At 67.5% G+C, this 21,095-nt stretch carries 22 protein-coding genes; 18 read left to right on the top strand and 4 right to left on the bottom strand.

Features of this window, described 5'->3' with window-relative positions; all coding sequences use genetic code 11:
- The 11 genes from HUA76_RS39785 to HUA76_RS39735 all read left to right on the top strand — a co-directional run.
- Positions 1-416, top strand: a 416-nt coding sequence (locus HUA76_RS39785; protein WP_174463833.1) for a hypothetical protein, incomplete at its 5' end; no start/stop codon positions are given.
- A 198-nt stretch (positions 417-614) separates the two neighbouring features.
- Positions 615-1,703, top strand: a complete 1,089-nt coding sequence (locus HUA76_RS39780; protein WP_174463832.1) for an Mrp/NBP35 family ATP-binding protein — start codon at positions 615-617, stop codon at positions 1,701-1,703.
- 21 nt (positions 1,704-1,724) lie between these two features.
- A complete protein-coding gene (locus tag HUA76_RS39775) occupies positions 1,725-2,240 on the top strand; it encodes a hypothetical protein (RefSeq protein ID WP_174463831.1) in 516 nt (171 codons plus the stop codon).
- 2 nt (positions 2,241-2,242) lie between these two features.
- Positions 2,243-2,680 (top strand): hypothetical protein, encoded by a 438-nt coding sequence (locus HUA76_RS39770; RefSeq protein ID WP_174463830.1) that lies wholly within the window; start codon positions 2,243-2,245, stop codon positions 2,678-2,680.
- 69 nt (positions 2,681-2,749) lie between these two features.
- Positions 2,750-3,598 carry a 3-hydroxyacyl-CoA dehydrogenase family protein gene (locus HUA76_RS39765; RefSeq protein WP_046713803.1) on the top strand — a complete coding sequence of 283 codons (849 nt, stop codon included), beginning with the start codon at positions 2,750-2,752 and terminating at the stop codon, positions 3,596-3,598.
- 27 nt (positions 3,599-3,625) lie between these two features.
- Positions 3,626-4,402 carry an enoyl-CoA hydratase/isomerase family protein gene (locus HUA76_RS39760; RefSeq protein ID WP_174463829.1) on the top strand — a complete coding sequence of 259 codons (777 nt, stop codon included), beginning with the start codon at positions 3,626-3,628 and terminating at the stop codon, positions 4,400-4,402.
- On the top strand, positions 4,399-5,142 hold the full coding sequence (locus HUA76_RS39755; RefSeq protein WP_371823586.1) for a hypothetical protein: 744 nt from the start codon (positions 4,399-4,401) through the stop codon (positions 5,140-5,142). The genes HUA76_RS39760 and HUA76_RS39755 overlap by 4 nt, the downstream gene beginning before the upstream one ends.
- Complete coding sequence (locus HUA76_RS39750) at positions 5,139-6,281, top strand: acyl-CoA dehydrogenase (RefSeq protein ID WP_174459118.1); 1,143 nt, start codon at positions 5,139-5,141, stop codon at positions 6,279-6,281. The genes HUA76_RS39755 and HUA76_RS39750 overlap by 4 nt, the downstream gene beginning before the upstream one ends.
- 5 nt (positions 6,282-6,286) lie before the next feature.
- On the top strand, positions 6,287-6,733 hold the full coding sequence (locus HUA76_RS39745) for an AgmX/PglI C-terminal domain-containing protein (RefSeq protein WP_141644388.1): 447 nt from the start codon (positions 6,287-6,289) through the stop codon (positions 6,731-6,733).
- Between the two features lie 10 nt (positions 6,734-6,743).
- Positions 6,744-7,889 carry an acyl-CoA dehydrogenase family protein gene (locus tag HUA76_RS39740; RefSeq protein WP_141644389.1) on the top strand — a complete coding sequence of 382 codons (1,146 nt, stop codon included), beginning with the start codon at positions 6,744-6,746 and terminating at the stop codon, positions 7,887-7,889.
- Positions 7,890-7,893: 4 nt separating this feature from the next.
- Positions 7,894-8,301, top strand: a complete 408-nt coding sequence (locus HUA76_RS39735) for a hypothetical protein (RefSeq protein WP_174463828.1) — start codon at positions 7,894-7,896, stop codon at positions 8,299-8,301.
- A gap of 16 nt (positions 8,302-8,317) precedes the next feature.
- Here HUA76_RS39735 and HUA76_RS39730 read toward each other — a convergent pair whose 3' ends face one another.
- Positions 8,318-8,644 (bottom strand): hypothetical protein, encoded by a 327-nt coding sequence (locus tag HUA76_RS39730; RefSeq protein WP_174463827.1) that lies wholly within the window; start codon positions 8,642-8,644, stop codon positions 8,318-8,320.
- 95 nt (positions 8,645-8,739) lie between these two features.
- On the bottom strand, positions 8,740-11,091 hold the full coding sequence (locus tag HUA76_RS39725) for an Ig-like domain repeat protein (protein ID WP_174463826.1): 2,352 nt from the start codon (positions 11,089-11,091) through the stop codon (positions 8,740-8,742).
- Between the two features lie 663 nt (positions 11,092-11,754).
- Between HUA76_RS39725 and HUA76_RS39720 the strand changes: the two genes are divergently transcribed.
- Entirely contained in the window at positions 11,755-13,467 is a 1,713-nt protein-coding gene (locus HUA76_RS39720) for a 30S ribosomal protein S1 (protein ID WP_141644393.1), read from the top strand.
- Positions 13,468-13,543: 76 nt separating this feature from the next.
- On the opposite strand, the gene HUA76_RS39715 is transcribed toward HUA76_RS39720, so the two are convergent.
- Both HUA76_RS39715 and HUA76_RS39710 read right to left on the bottom strand, forming a co-directional pair.
- Complete coding sequence (locus tag HUA76_RS39715; RefSeq protein WP_174459114.1) at positions 13,544-14,416, bottom strand: N-acyl homoserine lactonase family protein; 873 nt, start codon at positions 14,414-14,416, stop codon at positions 13,544-13,546.
- 2 nt (positions 14,417-14,418) lie between these two features.
- The gene (locus HUA76_RS39710) at positions 14,419-14,997 is read right to left on the bottom strand and encodes a TetR/AcrR family transcriptional regulator (RefSeq protein WP_174463825.1); all 579 of its coding nucleotides are present in this window, start codon (positions 14,995-14,997) and stop codon (positions 14,419-14,421) included.
- A gap of 265 nt (positions 14,998-15,262) precedes the next feature.
- Here HUA76_RS39710 and HUA76_RS39705 point away from each other — a divergent pair, with 265 nt between their 5' ends.
- The 6 genes from HUA76_RS39705 to HUA76_RS39680 all read left to right on the top strand — a co-directional run bounded on the left by HUA76_RS39705 (position 15,263) and on the right by HUA76_RS39680 (position 21,082).
- Positions 15,263-16,444, top strand: a complete 1,182-nt coding sequence (locus HUA76_RS39705; protein ID WP_141644396.1) for an acetyl-CoA C-acetyltransferase — start codon at positions 15,263-15,265, stop codon at positions 16,442-16,444.
- A gap of 79 nt (positions 16,445-16,523) precedes the next feature.
- Complete coding sequence (locus tag HUA76_RS39700) at positions 16,524-17,222, top strand: CoA transferase subunit A (RefSeq protein WP_141644397.1); 699 nt, start codon at positions 16,524-16,526, stop codon at positions 17,220-17,222.
- A gap of 7 nt (positions 17,223-17,229) precedes the next feature.
- Positions 17,230-17,886 (top strand): CoA transferase subunit B, encoded by a 657-nt coding sequence (locus HUA76_RS39695; protein ID WP_141644398.1) that lies wholly within the window; start codon positions 17,230-17,232, stop codon positions 17,884-17,886.
- A 68-nt stretch (positions 17,887-17,954) separates the two neighbouring features.
- Positions 17,955-18,338 (top strand): TIGR02266 family protein, encoded by a 384-nt coding sequence (locus tag HUA76_RS39690; RefSeq protein ID WP_141644399.1) that lies wholly within the window; start codon positions 17,955-17,957, stop codon positions 18,336-18,338.
- A gap of 36 nt (positions 18,339-18,374) precedes the next feature.
- Positions 18,375-19,685, top strand: a complete 1,311-nt coding sequence (locus tag HUA76_RS39685) for a class I SAM-dependent RNA methyltransferase (protein ID WP_174463824.1) — start codon at positions 18,375-18,377, stop codon at positions 19,683-19,685.
- Complete coding sequence (locus HUA76_RS39680; protein WP_141644401.1) at positions 19,685-21,082, top strand: VWA domain-containing protein; 1,398 nt, start codon at positions 19,685-19,687, stop codon at positions 21,080-21,082. Before HUA76_RS39685 ends, HUA76_RS39680 begins: the two co-directional genes overlap by 1 nt.
- The last annotated feature ends 13 nt before the right edge of the window (positions 21,083-21,095 follow it).

Here is a 21,095-nt window from a genome sequence, read left to right as displayed (position 1 = left end):
AGACCACCCGCCGTGAACGAGCCGCCGCCGTCCGTGCCGGCGCCGCCGTCCTAGAAGCCCGCGCCCCCTCCCTCACCCTCGCTCGAACCGGCGAGGACTGGCGCATCGTCGAAGCCCGCCCCGCCGACGTCCCCCGCGCCGCCCTCCGCCGCTTCCTGGACGCCTCCGACGCCAAGGACTGGAAGACGGCCTGGAGCCTGCTCGCCGCGCCCCTGCGTGCCCGCTACACCCCCGAGCGACTCCGCGAGGACTTTGAGCGCGACCCCCTCGCCAAGGAGCGCCTGCGCCGCGCCCGGCTCGCTCTCAATACGCACGTCCGAGTCGGCGCCGGTGAGGCCGTCTTCCCCATTGGCGACGAGCGGGCCGTCCTCCTGGTCCTCGAGGACGGCGAATACCGGATCTCCGCGCTCGAATAGGCCCGCTGACCCCGACACGCAGTGTCCCTGATAGACACCTTCAGCCCGCCAACACCCTCCAGCCCTCCAGGCCGTCGCCAGGGTGCGTCCGCGTCCACCCAGCGTTAAACGACGTTGACAGTCCCCCCGGGGCTGGCATGTTCCGCGCCCGCTGAGGGGCGCCCAAGCGCCCGTTTTCCAAAGGTTTCAGGTGTCCCGATGAGCGTTACCGAGGCCAGCATCCTCGCGGCGATGTCCAAGGTGATCGATCCCGAGCTGCACGTGGATCTGGTGAAGGCGGGGATGGTGAAGGACATCCGCGTCAGCGGTGACACGGTCAAACTCAAGATCGAGCTCACCACGCCCGCCTGCCCCATGAAGGGGAAGATCCAGGCCGACTCCGAGGCCGCGCTCAAGGCCGTCCCCGGCCTCAAGTCCTTCGACATCGAGTGGGGCGCCCAGGTCCGCGCCTCCGGCGGCGGCGCTCCGCCCCCCGGCGGCCTGCTCCCCAAGGTGAAGAACATCATCCTCGTCGGCGCCGGAAAGGGCGGGGTGGGCAAGAGCACCGTCGCCGTCAACCTCGCCGCCGCCCTCGCTCAGCACGGCGCCAAGGTCGGCCTGCTCGACGCCGACTTCTACGGCCCCTCCATCCCCCTCATGACGGGCCTGGGCGAGAAGAAGCCCGTCAGCCCCGACGGTAAGTCGCTGGATCCGCTCATCGCCCACGGCATGAAGGTCATGTCCATTGGCTTCCTCGTGGAGGCCGACCAGGCCCTCATCTGGCGCGGTCCCATGCTCCACGGCGCCCTCATGCAGCTCGTGCGCGACGTGAACTGGGGCGAGCTCGACTACCTCGTGCTCGACCTGCCCCCGGGCACCGGTGACGTGGCCCTGTCGCTCTCCCAGTCCATCCGCGCCGCGGGTGCCGTGCTCGTCACGACGCCGCAGGACGTAGCCCTGGCCGACGTCGTCCGCGCCAAGCAGATGTTCGACAAGGTCCACATCCCCGTGCTGGGCATCGTGGAGAACATGTCCCAGTTCGTCTGCCCGAACTGCTCGCACGTCACCCCCATCTTCAACCACGGCGGGGGCCGGAAGGCCGCGGAGATGTTCGGCATTCCGTTCCTCGGAGAGGTTCCGCTGGACTTGAAGGTGCGTGTCTCGGGAGACTCGGGCGTACCGGTGGTCATCGGCGCCAAGGACAGCCTGGAGGCCAAGGCCTTCCAGGAGGTCGCTCGCAACATCGCGGGTCGAGTGTCCGCACAGGGCGCCAAGAGCATGCCGCTGCCGGTGGTGCAGGCCCGCTGACAACCACCCAGGAGACGCTGCATGCCCCCAGTCGGCAATGACGACTACCCCGACGACCCGTTGATCGATGAGGACCGTTCCGGCCGCGAAGGCCGCTCCGGTCCCGCGGGCTTCGTTCCGGAGTTCGTCCGTCGCATGGCCGTCGCCGGCCTGGGCGCCCTCTTCATGACCGAGGAGGGCATCCGCAACCTGGCGGGGCAGCTCAAGCTCCCCAAGGAAGCCCTCGGCTTCATCCTCTCCCAGGCGGAGAAGACCAAGGACGAGGTCACCGGCGCCATCACCGAGGAACTCCGCCGCTTCCTCCAGTCCGAGAAGCTCCGCGACGAGTTCCTCAAGCTCGTCTCCGGCATGACGCTGGAGATCAAGGCCCAGGTCCGACTCGTCCCGCCCGACAAGGCGGAGAAGATGGGCGCCGACGAGCCCGAGAACACCGAGCCGCGCCCCAAGAAGGAGAAGACCGCCGCCCCCACCGCGCGCGTCGTCATCTCCGAACTCAACGCCCGCCGCCCCGGCTCCAAGCGTTCCAAGAAGGAGTAGTGGTGGCGGACACGCCTCCCCCTGAAACAGCCCCGCCGGCCCCCGCGCGCAAGGGCTGGCGCTCGTCCCCGCTGGCGAAGCGGCTGCCGCTGCTGCTGCTCCTCGGCCTGGGCATCTACATCTGGCAAATCACCGGCGTCCCCGAGCGGGAGCTGGTCATCCAACCCGATGGCGACGGCTGGAGTCAGGCCCGTGCGCTGGACCTCCAGGTGATGGACCCGGAGGGCGCGGTCCTCAAGCGCGAGGAGCGCTTCTTCGGCGACACCGGCGCACCTCCGGAGCTGAGCTTCAAGGTGGACCTGCCCGAGGGCTCCTTCCGGACCTTGTTCTTCGTGAAGCTCGCGGGTCGCGAGGAGCGCGTCCGCGTCGAAGAGCCACTCACGGTGGGGGAGGAGCGCTACATCGTTCGCCGGCTCCAGTTGCCAGCCGCGACTCGTTGACCGCCCTGGGGGCGTGGGCTATGGGCGCACCACGTCATTCACATTCCGACCGAGGGGTTCGAGAGCACCATGGCAACGGAGCACATCGTCGTCGTCGGCGCCGGGCAGATGGGCGCGGGAATCGCGCAGGTGGCATTGCAGGCGGGTCTTCGCGTCACGCTGGCGGACGTGTCCAAGGAAGGTCTCGCCAAGGGCGCTGACCGCATCCGCGCGGGCCTGAAGAAGCTGGTGGAGAAGGGCAAGCTCGACGCCGCGAAGCAGCAGGCCGCCGAGGCCAACCTCGCCACCCTCACCAACGTCACCGAGGCGAAGGACGTCGACTTCGCGATTGAGGCCGTGACGGAGAACGAGGACCTCAAGCGCCGCATCTTCCAGGACCTGGACGCCGTCGTCCGGCCGGGCGGCATCCTCGCCACCAACACCTCGTCCATCCCCATCACCCGCATCGCCGCGTCCACGAAGCGCCCCGAGTTCGTCATCGGCATGCACTTCATGAACCCCGTGCCGGTGATGCAGCTGGTGGAACTCATCCGTGGCGCCGCCACGTCGGACGAGACCTACGCCACCACGCGCGCCCTCTCCGAGCGCATGGGCAAGACGACGGTCGTCTCCAAGGACTTCCCGGGCTTCATCGTCAACCGCATCCTCATCCCGATGCTGAACGAGGCCTGCTACGCGCTGATGGAGGGCCTGGGCTCCGCGGAGGACATCGACACCGCGATGAAGCTGGGCACCAACCAGCCCATGGGCCCGCTCCAGCTCGCCGACTTCATCGGCCTGGACACCGTGCTCTACATCGCCGAGGTGCTGCACAAGGGCCTGGGTGACTCGAAGTACCGCCCGTGTCCGCTGCTGCGCCAGTACGTCGACGCCGGCTGGTACGGCAAGAAGAGCGGTCGCGGCTTCTACAAGTACTAGGCACCCACCTCCCCAGGAGCCTCGCACATGACCTACGAGAACATCCGGCTGGAGCACGAGGGCGCGGTCGCCACCCTCACCATCGACCGTCCCAAGGCGCTCAACGCCCTCAACAACAAGACGCTCCAGGAGTTCGAGGCGGCGGTGAAGTCGCTCGGCGCCGACACGCGCGTGCTCATCGTCACCGGCGGGGGCGAGAAGGCCTTCGTCGCGGGCGCCGACATCGCGGAGATGGCCGCGCTCGAGGAGCCCCAGGCTCGCGAGTTCGCCGCCCTGGGTCACCGCGCCTTCGCGCTGCTGGAGTCGCTGTCCATCCCCACCATCGCCGCGGTGAATGGCTTCGCGCTCGGTGGTGGCTGTGAGCTGGCCCTGGCGTGTGACTTCATCTACGCCTCCGAGAAGGCCCAGCTCGGCCTCCCCGAAGTGGGCCTGGGAGTCATCCCCGGCTTCGGTGGCACCCAGCGCCTCACCCGCGCGGTGGGCCGTGCTCGCGCCAAGGAGCTGGTCTTCACGGGGGCGCGCATCGACGCGGCGAAGGCGAAGGAGATCGGCCTGGTGCTGGAGGTCCTGCCGGCCGGTGAGCTGCTCGCGCACTGCCGCTCCATCGCGGCGAAGATGATCAAGAACGGTCCCCTGGCCATCGCCACGGCCAAGCGCGTCATCGAGCAGGGCGCGGACAAGGACCTGGGCGAGGCCAACACGCTGGAGCGCCAGGGCTTCGCGGAGCTGTTCGGCTCGGACGACCAGCGCGAGGGCATGAAGGCGTTCCTCGAGAAGCGTCCCGCCGTCTTCACCGGCAAGTGAATCACCCGCTCGCGGTCGGGAGTCTCCTCACGATTCTCCTGGCCGCGACGCCGGCCCGCTCCGAGCCTGTCTCCGAGCCTCGCTCGGAACCCGCGCCCGAAGCTCGGGACGACGAGGCCGGACGGGCTCCGGCGCTGGTCTCCTGGAAGCGCTCGCTGTGCATCTACACAGGCTGCTTCCTGGAGCCGTTCATCCCCGATGTCCGCTTCCAGTGGGGACAGGGCTCGCGTGAGCACTGGGTGCTGTCCTGGCCCATCCACCCGTGGGCCTTCCCGGCGTGGGACATTCCGGGGCCCACCCTCATCCTGTCGCCCTTCGTGGAGCCTCAAGTGCGCCTGGAGCCGGCGGCCTTCCGGCTGCTCGCGGGGGCGCGGGTGTATGCGTTTCCGGACAGCGCTCGGCTGGGCTTGCTCGCGGAGGGCGCGGGCCTGTGGGGCCAGGATGGCTCGGGTGGGCTGGCGGGTCTGGGCCTGACCTACGACTTGATTGAACGCGGCCCGAACACGAAGCCCTGGACGGTGTCCGTGGTGCTTCGCCGGGCCTGGACGGGGGAGGGGGCGCGGATGGACCTCTCCCTGGATGTCACGGTGCCACTGAACATGTTCCTGGGCTCACCCCTGGATTCCAGGGAGCCCGGCGGGCGGTCGTCGGCTAATCGGCACGGCAACCCTCGCTTGGGGCCTGGCGGAGCGTCTTCGCTATTCCCTGGGAGCACCCCCCGTAATATGGAGCCCTCATGAACTTCGAGCTGACCGATGTCCAGCGCGAGATCCAGCGGATGTGCCGCGAGTTCGCCGCCAAGGAACTGACCCCCAACGCCCGGAAGTGGGATGAACACCACTCCTGGCCCACGGATGCGGTGAAGAAGCTCGCCGAGCTGTCGCTGCTCGGCGTGGCCGTCTCCGAGAAGTACGGCGGCGCCGGTCTGGACAACGTCTGTTACGCGCTCGCCATGGAGGAGATCAGCCGAGGCTGTGCCTCCACCGGCGTCATCATGAGCGTGAACAACTCGCTCTATTGCGACCCGGTGTCCAAGTTCGGCACCGAGGCGCAGAAGGAAGAGTTCCTCACGCCGTTCGCGCGGGGCGACAAGCTCGGCTGCTTCGGCCTGACGGAGCCCGAGGCCGGCAGCGACGCCGCAGCCCAGCAGACCGTCGCGGTGCGCCGGGGTGACGAGTTCGTCATCAACGGCTCCAAGAACTGGATCACCAACGGCCCCAAGGCCGACGCCATCGTCCTGTTCACGATGACGAACAAGGAGGCGGGCAACAAGGGCATCACCGCCTTCCTGGTGCCCACGAACACCCCCGGCTTCACCCGCGCCGAGCCCGACAAGAAGATGGGCATCAGCGCCGCCTGGTCCTGCTCCATGTTCTTCGAGGACATGCGCGTGCCGGCCAAGAACATCCTGGGCAAGGAGGGCGAGGGCTTCAAGGTCGCCATGTCCACGCTGGACGGTGGCCGCATCGGGATTGCGTCGCAGGCGCTGGGCATCGCCCGCGCGGCGTACGAGGAGGCGGTGCGCTACTCGGGTGAGCGCAAGTCCTTCGGCAAGCCCATCCGCGAGCACCAGGCCATCCAGTTCATGATCGCCGACATGGCCATGGAGATCGACGCGGCCCGCCTGCTGGTGTGGCGCGCGGCGCTCCTCAAGGACAAGGGCGTGCGCCACAGCGCGGAGAGCGCGATGGCGAAGCTGTACGCCAGCGAGATGGCCAGCCGCGTGGCGAACAAGGCCCTCCAGGTGCACGGCGGCATGGGCTACAGCAAGGAGATGGACGCCGAGCGCCACGTGCGCGACGCGCGCATCACCGAGATCTACGAGGGGACGAGCGAGATTCAGCGCATCGTCATCTCCGCCAACGTCCTGAAGGAGTAGGCACCATGAAGAGGGCACTGCTTCCCGTTCTGATTCTGGCCTCGGCCACCGCGTTCGCGGAGAGTGTTCCGCCGAAGAAGCCCGAGGGCGGGAAGCCCGCCCCCACCGCGACGGCGCCCGCGAAGAGCGACGCGCCGGACGTGGCCCGCATGCCGTTCACGCCGGACTCCATCCGCCAGGTCGTCACGTACAACCAGGGGCGGATCCAGGAGTGCTACGAGGACCACATGGCGGAGAAGAACAAGAAGGCGGAGGGCAAGCTGCTCACGTCCTTCACCATCGACGCCAATGGTCTGGTGAAGGGCGCGAAGGTCCGTAAGGGCAGCACGCCGAAGGACCCGAACCTTCATGACTGCGTGGTGGCCGTGCTGTCGTCCATGACGTTCCCCAAGCCTCCGGACGGCGCCGACCACCCCATCGAGTATCCGTTCAACCTCAAGGCCATCGAGTAGGACAACAGACGTGAACCTCGAGCTGACCGAGACCCAGACGCTGATTCGCGAGACGGCCCGCAAGTTCGCGCGGGAGCGCGTGGCGCCGCTTGCCCGCGAGCTGGACCGCCAGGAGCGATTTCCCACCGAGATCTTCAAGGAGCTCGGCGAGCTGGGGCTGCTCGGGGTGAACATCCCCGCGAAGTACGGCGGCTCGGAAGCGGGCGCCGTGTCCTACGCGCTGGCGATGATGGAGATGGCCGCGGCGGATGCGTCCACGTCCGTGGCCATGGCCGTGACGAACATGTGCGCGGAGTTGATCAACGCGTTCGGCACCGAGGCGCAGCGCGAGAAGTACGTGACGCGGCTGACGTCGGGTGAGGCCGTGGCCGGCTCGTTCGCGCTCTCCGAGCCGCACGCGGGCTCCGACCCGGGCGCGCTCCTGACCTCCGCTGTCCGCCGTGGCGACTCGTGGGTCATCAACGGCAGCAAGCAGTGGATCACCTCCGGCGCGCATGCGGGCGTCATGGTGGTGTGGGCGCGGACGTCGGCGACCGGCAACAAGGGCCTGTCGTGCTTCATCGTGGAGGGTGGGACCCAGGGTCTCATCATCGGTCGTCACGAGGACAAGATGGGCCTGCGCTCCTCGAACACCGTCGCGCTGACGTTCGAGGACTGCGTGATTCCGGCGGAGAACCTGCTGGGCTCGGAAGGGCAGGGGTTCCGGCTGGCGATGGTCGCGCTAGACGGCGGACGTATCGGCATCGCCTCGCAGGCGTGCGGCGTGGCTCGCGCGGCGCTGGAGGCCAGCGTGTCCTACGTGAAGGACCGCAAGGCGTTCGGTCAGGCGATTGGCGAGTTCCAGGGGCCGCGCTTCATGATCGCGGACATGAAGACGCAGATCGACGCGGCGGAGCTGCTGACGCTGCGCGCGGCGTACATGAAGGACCAGAAGCAGCCGTTCACTCGCGAGGCGTCGATGGCGAAGCTGTTCGCCAGCGAGACGAGCAATCGCGTCTGCGACAAGGCCGTCCAGCTCCACGGCGGCTACGGCTACATCGACGAGTTCCCGGTGGAGCGGTACTTCCGCGACGCCCGCGTGCAGACCATCTACGAGGGCACCAGCGAGGTGCAGCGGATGGTGATTGCTCGCGAGAGCTTCAAGCTGTTGGGGTGAGCGCGTGGCGCTGAAGAAGAAGGGCCGGTACTCCTACGGCGATTCCCGCGCGGACATCCGCGCGGAGCTCGAGCGGTACAGCAAGAAGAACGGTTATCCCGTCCAGCGACTCGATGAGCTGCGCTGTCCTTGCGGTCACGAGCGGCACCACCTCCTGATCGACGAGGAGGCGGGCGCGGCGGTGCAGTGCTGTGCTAGGTGCGAGCACGAAGTCCCCCTCGCGGACAGCGAGGAGTTCCTCGAGGAGGCAAAGCTCGAGCAGGCCGAGTGCCCCTGTGGGAATGGGGCCTTCGAGATGGCCCTGGGCGCCGCCTTCTACAAGGACACCACCGATGTCCGCTGGGTCTACATCGGCTGCCGGTGTCCGGAGTGCGGACTCACGGCGTGTTTTGGGGACTGGAAGACGCCGTAAGGTCGCCAGGAGCGACTCACCACCAGCGGTTGCCACTTCGCGGTGCCCGGCGCTTCATGTTGAACCAGAGCAGGCTGGTGCTCACGAGGAGGACGTACCAGAGCAGACCCGCGCCGAGCAGGAACATCCCTATGAGCAGCGCCGTCAGGACGTACCACTGGAAGTGGTCGCGCCAGCGCCACTGGGGAGAGCCAAGCACCTCGCGCACGGGCCGCCAGGGCTCTGATTCAGAGAGGGATATCTCATCCGAGGCATCCACCAGCCCCATCTTCAACGCCTGACGGACCTCTTCGACTCCGACATAGGACAGTTCGCCTTCAGCTGTTCGGATTCGCACCGGCATGGTTCGCGCCCACCTCAATTGCAAATGCAGGTCATTGAGCTGCAAGGGACTCTCGGGGCGCCAGGGATTGATGGGCCCCGAGAGTCCAGGCCACTTCAGTCAAGCCTCCGGCCGCGCGACCGGAGGACTGACACTCCCATCCAGAGCGCCAGCATCATGAGGGATGAGCTGCCCGCGTCGGTGGCACCACATCCCCAGCCGGTGACCGTCAAGTCGCGGGGGCCCGACGGATTGGGTCCTTCTGGGTCCGTCGTGCTGCCCGCGTCGTCCGTGCCTGCATCATTCTCGCCAGCATCGGGTTCTGGCTGCGGGGTCACTCCACCATCCTCGCCCGCGTCGGGCTCAGGCTCAGGAGTCGTTCCACCGCCATCGCCCGCGTCGGGCTCAGGAGTCGTTCCACCGCCATCGCCCGCGTCGGGCTCAGGAGTCGTTCCACCGCCATCGCCCGCGTCGGGCTCAGGAGTCGTTCCACCGCCATCGCCCGCGTCGGGCTCGGGAGTCGTTCCACCGCCATCGCCAGCGTCGGGCTCGGGAGTCGTTCCACCGCCATCGCCAGCGTCGGGCTCGGGAGTCGTTCCACCGCCATCGCCAGCGTCGGGAGTCGGCGTGGTGCCTCCGTCGTCATCCTCGCCAGCATCCACGGGAGGCGGCGTACCCGCATCGTCGTCCTCGCCAGCGTCCGCTGGAGCAGGCCCGCCGTCCGGTCCCGCATCGATGGTGCCTGAATCGATGGTGCCCGAATCAGGGACCCCGGCATCCGGCAGGCTCCCGCCATCCGGTGCTTCAACGAACACCGGCAGCTCCTCGGAGTTGCTCCAGGCGTAGAGGTCATCAATCCCCCCGAACTCGGCGAGGAGCGTGTGCTCGCCCATCGGGAAGAAGGAGAGAGAGACCGTGGCGGTTCCCGCGCCGTCGAGCAGCTCGGACGTGACGTAATCGCCATCCACGTAGAAGTTCACGCTGCCCATCGTCAGGGGCACGCCATCCACGGTGGTCACGGTGGCCGTGAAGAAGGCCAACTCTCCCTCGATCACGGGACCGCCCTGGCCCTCCACCTGGGTCACCGTGGGTTCGATTCCCACGCCTCGGAGGAGGAAGACCCCGTCATAGAACATCCGATTTCCACCGGAGTTCATGTACTCCCAACCCATCAGCCACGTGTCGGTCGCTTCCATGGGCGCCAGCATCAGCAGGTGGGGCGTGCGCTGCTGGTAGCTCCAGGCCTCGATGGGCGTGGTCTCGGTGATCTGGAACTTCCCGTACTCCTGTGTCCCAAGCCGATTGTACGCAAGAGGAGACAGCCACTCCCGAGGGGGAATCGAGGCCAGGACATCGGTCGACTCCTGCTGGTGCAGGTCCAGGTTGAGCAGCGTCTTCGAGAAGTGGACGTTGATGTCGCCATGCCCCCACAGCTCGCATTGGAGCCGTCCCTCAGGCGTCGTCCCCGGCAGGAAGCAGGTGTCCGTGGCCCCGCCGTAGATCTGCTCCACGTACGTCACGAGGAAGAAGACGATCTCCCGCCCGCCGTCCACGGTCCCCAGGCTCACGCGGCGATCATCCTCCGTGATGGACGCCGTCACGTCCCGCCCCGGAATGACCCGGCCGAAGGGGTCGAACGCGCTCGCCTTGTAGTCGGGCCGCCCGTCGAAGAGTCCAGACCGGTCCCAGATGGGGCCCAACGAAGCTGGCCCCCCTGGACCCGGTGAGGCCACTCGAGGCGTCAGGCACTCCACCGCGGGCGAGGCCGGGCACAGCGAACCATCATCATCCGTGCTCAACAGGATGATGTGCCCCAGGCCCAGGTGGCCGTTCTGCGAATCATCCGGCTCGAGCAGATTGGGGACGTGCGGGAAGACACCCCGGTCGCTGAAGTAGGCGTCCACCAGTCCTGGCACCACTCCCGGGCGGAAGTCTCCGCTCGCGGTCACCAGGTCGGTCGCATCAAGTACGCGCTGGCCCACCACCGAACCCCCTGGACGCACCGGGTAGCCCGGCGCTCCGTCCGGCCATCGCTTGGGCCCCGCATCCGCCGCATAGCTGCCAGGAGCGAGGCAGGAGCCCGTCAGCAGCTCCGGCTCTCTCAAGCGGAGCACCTCGCCCGACTCCCGTCGGTGGAAGAAGATGCGCTCGGGAATGCAGCGCGTGCTCTCTCCGATGTAGACCCGCTCCGGGTTCAGGTTGAACAAGTCCTCGTGGAAGTCCGGGATGCCATTCCCCTCGAGGTCGAGGAGCACGTCGTCGTTCGGGTTGGCCGGGTCCCCGATGTCGATGTACCCCCGGGCCACCAACTCGTCGTAATAGAACCACCCCAGCGTGCTGGAGGCCCCACCACCTGCCTGGTCATCGACGAGCAGCACCTCCACGTTCCGGTCCCTGGACAGGATGAGCCGATTCGAGTCCACGCCCTGCGCGGACACAGGGCCCGCGCCCACGCCGACGAGGACCATCAGAAGGAGGGAAGGGCTCCAACGACGCATGGATGTCCTGTGCCAGCCGAGAAATGAACGCGGCATTGTATGCCCTTCTTGGATTCCCAGTACACGTGGCAACGGACCGCGACACGAGTCGTCTGCCCTCGAGAAGGGATGGCGTCGTGAGCAGCAGAGGAGGCAAGGGAAGGAAGAGGCCCGCGGCCGCCGACATGCGGGAACGATTCACCCCCCCGGGCGCACCTCCCCCATGACTCACGCCGGGCACCGGACTCGTGGACCTCGACCCACGAGCGGAACGCAGCCAGACGATGTGGGTCGCATTTCAGCGGATTTTTCGAGTAGGTTGTCGCGCTCGCTGGCCGAACAGGCGAACCGGGCGCTCGCGGGGTCCTCTGAGTCGGGAGGGCTGCGCAGGAGGGCGAGCGTTCTTAGAACGAGGGGTGCGGATGGCTGTCCCGGGTCTTGACACTCCCGGGTCAACGCATCCGCCGATCAGCACATGGGGCACGTGCTCGCTTGACTACCGGAATAACCGGTGTCTAGGGTGCGCGGCCTCATTCAGCACCATTCAAAAGTCCCCAGAGGTGGGGACGCCCGCGGACTCCCGTTGCGCCCCGCAGGGGCCCGCGTTCCTCAAATCAGGGGGCAGCTGTGCCGTTTCAAAGGACTTCCATTTCCATGCAGCAGAACGTGAACCAGCAGGTCGAGACTGACGCCGGGGAAGAAAACTTCGCGGCGATGTTCGAAGAGTCGCTCAAGCAGCGCGGTGGCGACGGCATCCTGAAGGAAGGGGAGATCGTCAAGGGCACCGTGGTGCAGGTGACGAAGGACTTCGCGATCGTCGACATCGGCTACAAGTCCGAGGGTCAGGTCCCGATCTCCGAGTTCACCAATCCTCGCGGAGAGGTCTCCGTCAAGGCGGGCGACCCCGTTGAGGTCCTCCTGGAGAGCCGCGAGAACGACACCGGCATGGTCGTCCTCTCCAAGGAGAAGGCCGACAAGATGCGCATCTGGGACGAGATCAGCGCCGCCTGTGAGCGCGATGAAATCGTCAAGGGCACCATCGTGGGCCGCGTGAAGGGAGGCCTCTCCGTCGACATCGGCGTGAAGGCGTTCCTGCCCGGCAGCCAGGTGGATATCCGGCCCGTGCGCAACCTTGACCAGTACATCTCGAAGGAATTCGAGTTCAAGGTCATCAAGTTCAACAAGAAGCGCGGCAACATCGTCCTGTCGCGCCGGGTCCTCCTCGAGAAGCAGCGCGAGGAGATGAAGAAGGAGACCCTGAAGAACCTGAAGGAGGGTGCGGTCCTCAAGGGTGTCGTCAAGAACCTCACGGACTACGGCGCCTTCATCGACCTGGGCGGCATCGACGGCCTGCTCCACATCACGGACATGTCCTGGGGCCGCATCGGTCACCCCAGCGAGATGTTCAATGTGGGCGACGAGGTCCGCGTCGTTGTCCTCAAGTTCGACCCGACGCAGGAGCGCGTCAGCCTGGGCCTGAAGCAGATCCAGGAGGACCCGTGGCACCGCGCCGACGAGAAGTACCCGGTCGGCACGCGCGTCAAGGGCAAGGTCGTGTCCATCACGGACTACGGCGCGTTCATCGAGATCGAGCAGGGCGTCGAGGGTCTCGTCCACGTGTCCGAGATGTCCTGGACCAAGCGCCTCAAGCACCCGTCCAAGATCCTGGAGGTCGGCCAGGAGGTGGAGGCCGTCGTCCTGGATATCGATCCCAAGGCCAAGCGCATCGCGCTGGGCATGAAGCAGATCGAGCAGAACCCCTGGACGCTGCTCGAGGACAAGTACCCGATCGGCTCCGTCATCAAGGGTCAGATCCGCAACGTCACCGACTTCGGCGTGTTCGTCGGTGTCGAGGAGGGCGTGGACGGCCTGGTGCACGTGTCCGATATCTCCTGGACCCAGCGCATCAAGCACCCGGGCGAGATGTTCAAGAAGGGCGACGAGGTCGAGGCGGTGGTCCTCAACATCGACGTCGAGAACGAGCGGTTCAGCCTGGGCATCAAGCAGCTCCAGCCGGACCCCTGGGAGACGCTGTCCGAGCGCCTGCCTGTCGGCAGCCGCGTGAAGGGCAAGGTCACCAAGGTCACCGACTTCGGCGCGTTCGTGGAGATCGAGCCGGGCATCGAGGGCCTCGTCCACGTCTCCGAGCTGAAGGAGGAGCGTGTCGAGAACCCGCGTGACGTGGTGCAGGAGGCGCAGGATGTCGAGGTGAAGATCATCGACATCAACACGCCGGACCGGAAGGTCGCGCTGTCCATGAAGGCGCTGATCGGCGAAGGCGACGACTACCGCGAGTACCTCCGCAAGCAGGCGGAAGGCTCCAAGGCGCGCCTCGGCGACGTGATGGGCAAGCTGACGAAGAAGTAGTCTTCGTTCAGCACCGCCTCACGGCGTGACGGCCGGGTTCCCGTAAAGGGGGCCCGGCCGTTGCCGTTCCAGACGACTACTCCAGGTAGCTGGGGAACGCGGGCAGCGCGCGGAAGTCCTCGGGCGCGTGCTGGACGACGAAGCGGCCCTTGGCGTCCTTCACCAGCGTCTCCACGTGGGCGATGGATGAGAGGGTTTCCTCGCGGCTGGTGTTGAAGCCAGGCACGCCGTGGTTCTCCCAGTTCGCGCGGGTGTGGCAGAGGTCTCCGGACAGGACGACTGTTCCCGTCCGAGGCAGGTTCACCTGCAGCGACTGGTGGCCGGGCGTGTGGCCTGGCGTGAAGAGGATGCGCACGCTGCCGTCGCCGAAGACGTCGCGGTCTCCGTCGAGCGGCTCCACCTTCGCATCGCGCCACGTGGAGAACTTCGTGGGGTCCACGCCCAAGGGCGCGGGCGTCGCGGTGGCCCACGTCAGCTCCTTTTGCTGGAGCAGCCACGTGGAGCCGGTGAAGGCATTGGCGTTGCCGGCGTGGTCCGCGTGCAGATGGGAGAAGCCCACGTAGCGCACGTCCGAGGGCTTCAGGCCCAGTTGGGCGAGCTGGGCGTGCAGCGTCTTCTGGACGAAGTAGCGCGGGCCAATTGGATCCGCCACGCCGTCCGGGCTCTGGGCGATGACGTCATCCAGCCCCGTGTCCCAGAGCAGCGCGCCCTGGGGATGGCGGATGAGGAAGCAGGGGACGGACATCTCCCCGCGCTGACCGTTGGGCTGACTCCCGTCCGTGAAGAACCCCATGTCGTGGATGTCGATGCGTCCGCAATCCAGGGCGTAGAGGCGCAGCTCCGGGGGATGTTGTGTGGACGCGGCGTTGGTGGACGCGGCCTGGTGCGCGCAGCCACCAGTGAAGGACAGCAGGAACAGGGAGGGGAGAATGGAGCGTGAGACGCGCATGACTAGAAGGACCTCAAGAGGGCATCGACGATGCGGGTGAGACGGGTGGTGTCCTCCGCCGTCTTTCCGAGCACGCGGAGGCCAGTGAGGTTGTTGAGGAGGAAGCTCGCGAGCTCCCGCGCGTCACGAGTAGCGTCGACCTCGCCAGCGCGCTGACCTTCTTCGATGAGCGACAGGAAGGCGGCTTCGGTCTGCTCGAACATTCGCGCCGCCAGTTGGGCCGCGGCGGCGTCACGCCCCGCGAGCTCGATGGCGGTGTTGATGGCCAGGCACCCCCGGCGCTCGGGGTCCGCGACGTCGGTCTCGATGACCGCGAGGAGCAGCGCCCGCAGCCGCTCCTTGATGGGGCCCGGTCGGGTCAGCAGCGCCAGGAGCTTGGGCGCCTCGTGCTCGTGGTAGTGACGCAGGACGCACTCGAAGAGGCCCTGTTTGCTCTCGAAGGCGTTGTAGAGGCTGCCGCGCCCCAGCCCCATCCGCGCTCCCAGCTCCTGGGGAGACGCCGCCGCGTAGCCCTTCTCCCAGAAGACCTCCATCGCCCTCGCCACCGCCGTCTCGGCCTGGAACTTCCTCGGACGTGCCATGGCCGTCTGTTAGGTCGTTTTGTACCTCAAGGTCAAATACCTTGGACTCGCGTGGCGCGAGCGTCCGACCGGTCGGGTGGTGAGTGGGCGGAAGGAGGAGGAACTTCGCGGGCTTGGGCGTCGTTTCGCGGTGCGTCGCGCGCAGTGGACGCTCATGTCCGGACGCTGAGCGAGGACGCTTGAACTCCGGGGAGTGCCCGGTGATAAGGGCGACCGCCGCTGTTATCGAAGGACATCCGTACATCCTCAAGAGGAGGCAGTTTTCATGGCTCGTGACGTCGTCATCGTGGGCGCGGCCCGTACCCCCATCGGCGCCTTCCAGGGAGCGCTCGCCAAGCTGACGGCGCCGCAGCTCGGCGCGGTGGCCATCAAGGCCGCGCTGGAGCGCGCGGGCGTGAAGCCGGAGACCGTCCAGGAAGTCATCATGGGCTGTGTGCTCCAGGCCGGTGTCGGTCAGGCGCCCGCTCGTCAGGCCACCATCTTCGCGGGCCTGCCCGAGACGGTGCCCGCCACCACGCTGAACAAGGTCTGTGGCTCCGGCCTCAAGGCCGTCATCGCGGGCGCACAGGCCATTGCCCTGGGTGAGGCGGACGTCGTCGTCGCCGGCGGCATGGAGTCCATGAGCAACTCGCCGTACGTGAGCCACACGATGCGCGGTGGTGCGCGCATGGGCAACGTGGAGTTCAAGGACGCGATGATCCTCGACGGTCTCTGGGACGTGTATGGCAACGTCCACATGGGCCTGTGCGCCGAGGAGTGCGCCACGTCGCAGGGCATCAGCCGCTCGCAGCAGGATGAGTTCGCGCTGGAGTCCACCCGCCGCGCGATTCAGTCCCAGAAGGACGGCCTGTTCGCCGCCGAGATTGTCCCCGTGCAGATCCCCGGCAAGAAGCCGGACGAGGTGACGACGGTCTCCGAGGACGAGGGCCCGCGCAACGCGAAGCCGGACAAGATTCCGGGCCTCAAGCCGGTGTTCAAGAAGGACGGCACGGTGACGGCCGCCAACGCGTCCTCCATCAACGACGGCGCCGCGGCGCTGGTGCTGATGAGCGAGGAGAAGGCGAAGGCCGAGGGCCGCACGATTCTGGGCCGCATCACCGGTTACGCGCAGGCCGCGCGCAAGCCGGTGGAGTTCACGATTGCTCCGGCGGACGCCATCAACACGCTCCTGAAGAAGAAGGGCGTGGCCGCGGCGGACGTGGACCTGTGGGAGATCAACGAGGCGTTCGCGGTGGTGTCGCTCGCGAACAACCGCATCCTCGGGTTGGATCCGTCGAAGGTGAACGTGCGCGGTGGCGCGGTGGTGCTCGGTCACCCCATTGGCGCTTCCGGCGCGCGCGTGCTGGTGACGCTGCTGCAGACGATGAAGGACCTGGGCAAGAAGCGGGGCGTCGCGTCGCTGTGCATCGGCGGCGGCGAGGGCATCGCGCTGATGGTGGAGAGGTAGTCAACCCTCTCCCCACGGGGAGAGGGACGGGGTGGGGGCCTTGGTGGCCTTCACCCCGTTTCCGTTATCGGGAGGGCGAATGAACAAGGTCTACGCGAGCGCGGACGAGGCGGTCGCCGACATCCCGGATGGCTGCACGCTCATGAGCGGCGGCTTCGGGCTGTGTGGCAACCCTGAGAATCTCATCGAGGCGCTTCACCGCAAGGGCGTGAAGAACCTCACCATCATCTCCAACAACTGCGGCACCACCGAGCTCGGCCTGGGCATCCTGCTCCAGAACAAGCAGGTCAAGAAGATGGTGTCGAGCTACGTGGGGGAGAACAAGGAGTTCGAGCGGCAGTACCTCTCCGGCGAGCTGGAGGTGGAGCTGAACCCGCAGGGAACCCTGGCCGAGCGCATCCGCGCGGGCGGCTGTGGCATCGGTGGCTTCTTCACGCCGACAGGCGCGGGGACGCAGGTGGCCGAGGGCAAGGAGTCGCGCATCATCGACGGCCGGCTGCACGTGCTGGAGACACCGCTGAAGGCGGACTTCGCCATCATCCACGCGGCGAAGGCGGACACCCACGGCAACCTCATCTTCAACAAGACGGCGCGCAACTTCTCCCCGATGATGTGCATGGCGGCCAAGGTCACCATCGTCGAGGCGGAGGAGATTGTTCAGCCCGGCGAGTTGGACCCGGACCAGGTGCACCTCCCGAGCATCTTCGTGAAGCGCATCGTCCTGGCGAAGAACCTCCAGAAGTGGATTGAGCGGCGCACCGTCCGCAAGACGGCCTGAGGACCCCATGCCACTGACTCGTGAACAACTCGCGAAGCGCATCGCCCTGGAGCTGCGGGACGGCTTCTATGTGAACCTGGGCATCGGCATTCCCACGCTGGTCCCCAACTACATCCCCGAGGGGGTGGAGGTGGTGCTCCAGTCGGAGAACGGCCTGCTGGGAATCGGGCCGTACCCCGAGGCGGGCAAGGAAGACCCGGACCTCATCAACGCGGGCAAGGAGACGGTGACGACGGTGAAGGGCGCCGCGTTCTTCGACTCGGCCCTGTCGTTCGGGATGATCCGCGGCGGCCACATCGACATGGCCGTGCTGGGCGCCATGGAGGTCTCCGAAGAGGGGGACCTGGCCAACTGGATGATTCCCGGGAAGATGGTCAAGGGCATGGGTGGCGCCATGGACCTGGCGGTGGGCGCCAAGCGCATCTACGTGGCCATGGAGCACGCGAACAAGGAGGGTCAGCCGAAGATCCTCAAGAAGTGCTCGCTGCCCCTGACGGGCCTCAAGTGCGTGCACCACATCGTCACGGACCACGCCTTCCTGGACGTGACGCCGGAGGGGCTCGTCCTGCGCGAGCTGGCCCCGGGCGTGACGGTGGAGCTGGTCCAGAAGCTCACCGAGCCGAAGCTGAAAATCGCTCCGGACGTGCGCGAGATGAAAGTCTGAGCGCGCAAGGCTAAGGTGCGCCGCTGGGGGAGGGTGGTATGGACGACTTCCCCGGCGGAGCCCCTTTCATGGCCGATACCTCGGAGAAGTTGAACCCCATCGACCACCGCGCGCCGCGAGTCGAGTACGAGCTGCCGGTGGCCTACCGCAGCGTGGCTGGCTTCGTGACGGACTGGGCCGTCAACCTTTCCAAGGGCGGCCTCTACATCAACACCGACAAGCCCCTGCCGGTGGACACGGTGGTGAAGCTGCTCGTGACACTGCCGGGAGCGCACTTCCCGGTGGAGCTGAAGGGCCGGGTGACGCGCACCAACGCGCTCGGCACCGCGTCTCCGCAGTCCCCGGGGATGGCGGTGGAGTTCCTGGACGTTGACGAAGACAAGCGGTCGCGCATCGGGGAGTTCGTGGAGCGGTTGCGCTCGGAGCTCCCGTCGGAAGCGACCCGGAAGTAACGGCGGCCCGCGCGGGCGCCCCCACCGAGCGCCTGCATGCTGCCCCTCCCTGAGACCCCCGTTTCCCTGACCATCGACCGCCTCGGCCAGCTCGGCGAGGGCGTGGCTTCCTGGCAGGGCCGCACCGTCTTCATCCCTGGCGCCTTCCCGGGCGACACCGTGCGCGTCCATCTGGAGTCGCAGGGACGCGTGCTGCGTGGGCTTTTGCGCGAGGTGGTCTCTTCCGGACCGGACCGTCGTGAGGCGCCGTGTTCCCTGGCCGGCGAGTGCGGCGGGTGCGACTGGCTGGGCCTGGCCGAGTCCGCCCAGCGAAGCGCGAAGCAGGAGATCGTCCTCTCCACCCTGGAGCACCTGGGCCACCTGCGGCGCGAGGATTTCACCGTCCGACCGCTCCTGGTGGCGCCTCGGGACTGGGGCTACCGCCGACGCGCGGTGCTGCATCCGGCGGGGAAGGGAGCGCTGGGCTACTTCAGCCGGCGCAGCCACGAGCGGCTCGCGGTGTCCGAGTGTGGCGCCCTCACGCCCGTGCTGACCGCGTTGCCGGGGAAGCTGGCGCCGCTGCTCAAGCCGCTGGCGAAGGACACCGAGGAGGTGCTCCTGCTCGCGGAGGGCGACAAGGCCGCGTTCGCGGTGAATCTGACGGGGCAGGTGACGGCGCGACACGTGGAGGCCGCGGAGGCCGCCGTGCGGGCGCTGCGGTTGGAGGGCGCGGTGCTGGTGCCGAAGGAGGGCTCGCCCCGAGTGCTGGGCAAGCCGGCGCTGCGCTCGTATTCGCCGCTGAGGCCGGAGGTGCCGCTGTACCTGCGACCGGATTCGTTCGCGCAGGCGCACGCGGAGGCCAACGTGGGACTCGTGACATCGGCCATCTTCGAGCTGGCGGCGCGGGATGAGGACTCCGTGCTGGAGCTGTACTCTGGCAATGGCAACTTCACCTTTCCTCTGGCTGCGGGCTCCGCGTCGGTGCTGGGCGTGGAGTCGTCCCCGGTGGGCGTGGAGCTGGCCCAGCGCAGTGCGCGCGAGGCGGGCGTGAGCAACGTGCGCTTCGTGCAGGGGGATGCGCGCAAGGTGTGCGACGGGCTGGTGTCCGAGGGCCGGCGCTTCGACGTGTGCCTGGCGGACCCGCCGCGCGCGGGAGCTCCGGGGCTGGCGAAGTGGATGGTGGCGCTGGGCATCCGTCGGGTGGTGTACGTGGCGTGTGACCCGGCCTCGCTCGCGCGGGACGCGGCGGGGCTGGTGGAGGCGGGCTACAAGCCGCAGGCGCTCCAGGTGGTGGACATGTTCCCCCAGACGCACCACGTGGAGGCCGTGATGTCCTTCGAGCGGCCGGGCACGGGGAAGGGACGCTGATGGACGCGCGCATCGTCGAATTCGCCGAGGTGCTCCGACAGAACGGTGTGCGCGTGAGTACCTCCGAGGTGCAGGACGCGCTGCGGGCCACCGCCGAGGTGGGGCTGGTGGACCGGTCCCTGTTCCGCGCGGTGATGCGCACCACGCTGGTGAAGCGTGAGCTGGACGTGGACACATTCAACCGCGCGTTCGACTTCTTCTTCTCCGGCGCGGCGGCGACGTTCGAGGCCATCGACAAGTCCCTGGCCGCGCAGCTCCAGGAAGAGGGCTACCTGGACGGGGACACGCTGAAGATGGTCATCTACCAGATGAACCTCCTGCTGCCGGAGATGTCTCCGCTCGCGCAGGCGGTGCTGGAAGGGGACCGGGCGCGGCTGGCGCAGATCTTCCGGACGGCCTCGCTCCAGTTGGACTTGTCGAAGCTGGAGAGTCCGCTCCAGGGGGGCTTCTTCGCGCGGCGCATGCTGGCGGGCGCCGGCATGGAGCGGGCTCGCTCCGACATGAAGTCGCTGGAGGATGAACTGCATGCGCGCGGCTTGTCTCCGGAGGGTGTGGAGATTGTCTCGCGCCACGTCGCCGCGGCGATGCGGAAGATTGAAGATGCCGCGCGCCAGGAGGTGAAGCGGCAGGCGGAGGCTCGCATCCGTCGTCGCACCGACACGGTGCAGGACAAGCCGCTGCACCTGCTCACCCAGGCGGAGGTGGACCAGATGGAGTCCGCCGTGCGCACGATGGCGGAGAAGCTGCGCAGTCGCTTGATTCGCCGGCAGCGCTCGCACCGCAAGGGCGCGCTCAATGTCCGCCGTACGCTGCGCAAGAACATGACGTGGGGTGGGGTGCCCATGCTGCCCCAGTTCCGTCGCCGCCGGCCGGAGCGTCCGGAGTTGGTGGTGCTGTGCGACGTGTCCGACTCGGTCCGCAACGCGGCTCGGATGATGCTGCTGTTCATGCACACGATGCAGTCGCTGTTCGTGCGCGTGCGCTCGTTCGTCTTCGTGTCCGACGTGGGCGAGGTGACGCAGTACTTCAAGGACCTCGACGTGGACGAGGCCATCGACATGGCGACGGCGGGCAAGACGGTGTCCCTGAGCGCCAACTCGAACTATGGCCGCGCGCTGGCGGACTTCACCCGGGACCACCTGGGCAGCATCACCCGCCGCACCACCGTCATGATCATCGGGGACGGGCGCAACAACTACAACGCCAACAATGTCTGGGCGCTGAAGGACCTGCGTCGCAAGGCGAAGCGACTGCTGTGGATCTGCCCCGAGCAGCGCGGCAACTGGGGCATTGGTGACAGCGAGATGCTCACGTACGAGAAGCACTGTCACCAGGCCGTGGTCGTGACCTCCGTCTCCGACCTGGCCCGCATCGCTGACCAGCTCGTTCCGGCTTGAGGGGCGGCCGAAG

The sequence above is a fragment of the Myxococcus sp. CA056 genome (assembly GCF_013336715.1).
GTDB lineage: Bacteria > Myxococcota > Myxococcia > Myxococcales > Myxococcaceae > Myxococcus > Myxococcus llanfairpwllgwyngyllgogerychwyrndrobwllllantysiliogogogochensis.
Note: the sequence above shows the minus strand (reverse complement) of the source record. Positions and strands in the feature narration are given on the sequence as shown.